At 64.0% G+C, this 2066-nt stretch carries 2 protein-coding genes; both read left to right on the top strand.

The window, feature by feature from the left end:
• Positions 1-230, top strand: a 230-nt coding sequence (locus tag AC6LJ9_RS30460) for a hypothetical protein (protein ID WP_498150430.1), incomplete at its 5' end; no start/stop codon positions are given.
• Positions 231-454: 224 nt separating this feature from the next.
• Positions 455-1801 (top strand): NADP-specific glutamate dehydrogenase, encoded by a 1347-nt coding sequence (gene gdhA, locus AC6LJ9_RS30455; RefSeq protein WP_212313579.1) that lies wholly within the window; start codon positions 455-457, stop codon positions 1799-1801.
• Positions 1802-2066: the final 265 nt, after the last annotated feature.

The raw sequence follows: 2066 nt of genomic DNA, 5'->3' as shown, positions 1-2066 counted from the left end.
CTCCGGACGGGTTTGCGCCCGTCCGGAGCGGCGCCATTCGGCTGATATCCGTCAAAAATAAAATAGGGACAAATAGACGGAAAATTGTCGGCGGATTCCCCCTCTCAGCGTCCGATTCCAGCGTCTTTCCCCTATGGAAACCCTTTCCGGCTGCTTGGGAGGTTCTTCCAAAAAAACAGGGACATAATAAATATCAAGAAAATACAAAGACCTACGCATTCCCTAAGTAGCGACACGTAGGATCAGCCCTGCTCCAACTGAAATATGTCCCTATTTATAAGAGTAATATTTCCCTTTCATATCAAGGGGATGGAACACACCCAGGCTTTGCGCAGGGCAACAATTTGCCCCTACAATTCTTCGCACCAGGGCGGTGCGAGAACGCACCAAAACAAGCCCGAGCGCCCCATGACGGCGCACCTCGCACCCTTTTGAAGCAGCCCCCAAGGAGATCATGTTGAAAGTGCAGAGTCTGGACGACTTCCTGCGCGGCGTCGCCGCGCGCGATCCGCAACAGCCGGAATTCATGCAAGCCGTCCAGGAGGTGATGCTGAGCCTGTGGCCGTTCATCGAAAAGCACCCCCACTACGCCGAGCACGCCATCCTCGAGCGCCTGGTGGAGCCCGAGCGCGTGATCCAGTTCCGCGTGTGCTGGACCGATGACCAGGGCCAGGCCCGCGTCAACCGCGCTTTCCGCATCCAGCACAGCTCGGCCATCGGCCCCTTCAAGGGCGGCATGCGCTTCCATCCCTCGGTGAACCTGTCGATCCTGAAGTTCCTGGCGTTCGAACAGACGCTGAAGAACGCGCTGACCACGCTGCCCATGGGCGGCGGCAAGGGCGGCTCGGACTTCGACCCCAAGGGCAAGTCCGACGCCGAAGTCATGCGCTTCTGCCAGGCCCTGATGATCGAGCTGTACCGCCACCTGGGCCCGGACACCGACGTGCCGGCCGGCGACATCGGCGTGGGCGCGCGTGAAGTCGGCTTCATGGCCGGCATGATGAAGAAGCTGTCCAATTCCACCGCCAGCGTGTTCACCGGCAAGGGCCTGACCTTCGGCGGCAGCCTGATCCGCCCCGAAGCCACCGGCTACGGCACCGTGTACTTCGCCGAGGAAATGCTCAAGCGCATCGGCCGCTCGTTCGATGGCCTGCGCGTGTCGGTGTCCGGCTCGGGCAACGTGGCGCAATACGCCATCGAGAAGGCCATGGCGCTGGGCGCCAAGGTCGTGACGGTGTCCGATTCCAACGGCACGGTGGTCGACGAGGCCGGCTTCACGCACGAGAAGCTGCTGGCCCTGATGCACATCAAGAACGACCTGCGCGGCCGCCTGGACGCCTACGCCAGCCAGTTCGGCCTGAAGTACGAAACCGGCAAGCGCCCCTGGCACGTGCCGGTCGACGTGGCCCTGCCCTGCGCCACGCAGAACGAGCTGGAACTGGCCGACGCCCAGACGCTGATCAAGAACGGCGTGCTGTGCGTGGCCGAGGGCGCCAACATGCCCGCCACGCTGGAAGCCGCCAAGGCCTTCATCGCCGCGCGCGTGCTGTACGCGCCGGGCAAGGCCAGCAACGCCGGCGGCGTGGCCGTGTCGGGCCTGGAAATGAGCCAGAACGCGGCCCGCCTGGCCTGGACCCGCGAGGAAGTGGACGCCCGCCTGCACGCCATCATGCGCGACATCCATGAGAACTGCGTGCGCCACGGCCACAGCGAGCGCGAATACGTGAACTACCTGGACGGCGCCAACATCGCAGGTTTCGTGAAGGTTGCCGACGCGATGCGTCAGCAAGGGCTGTACTAGAGGGACCACCCCCGAAGCGCCTCCGGCGCTTCCCCCTCAAGGGGGCGCCACTGCGGACCGGAGCATAGAGCCCACCCCGGAAGCGCTACGCGCTTCTTCCCTCAAGGGCGCCACTGCGGACCGGCAAAGCCGGCTCCGCGTGGCCCCGGTCGGGGAGGACTTGCCGAATTGGGGCGGGTCCGCCAGTGCAGCAGGTCAGTGCAGCGGGTCTAAGGCCTGCAGTTCCCTGTCGTTCAGATGCAGCGATGCCCGCTCCGTGGAGCGG

The organism is Achromobacter sp. 1011811831 (genome assembly GCF_059760905.1).
Note: the sequence above shows the minus strand (reverse complement) of the source record. Positions and strands in the feature narration are given on the sequence as shown.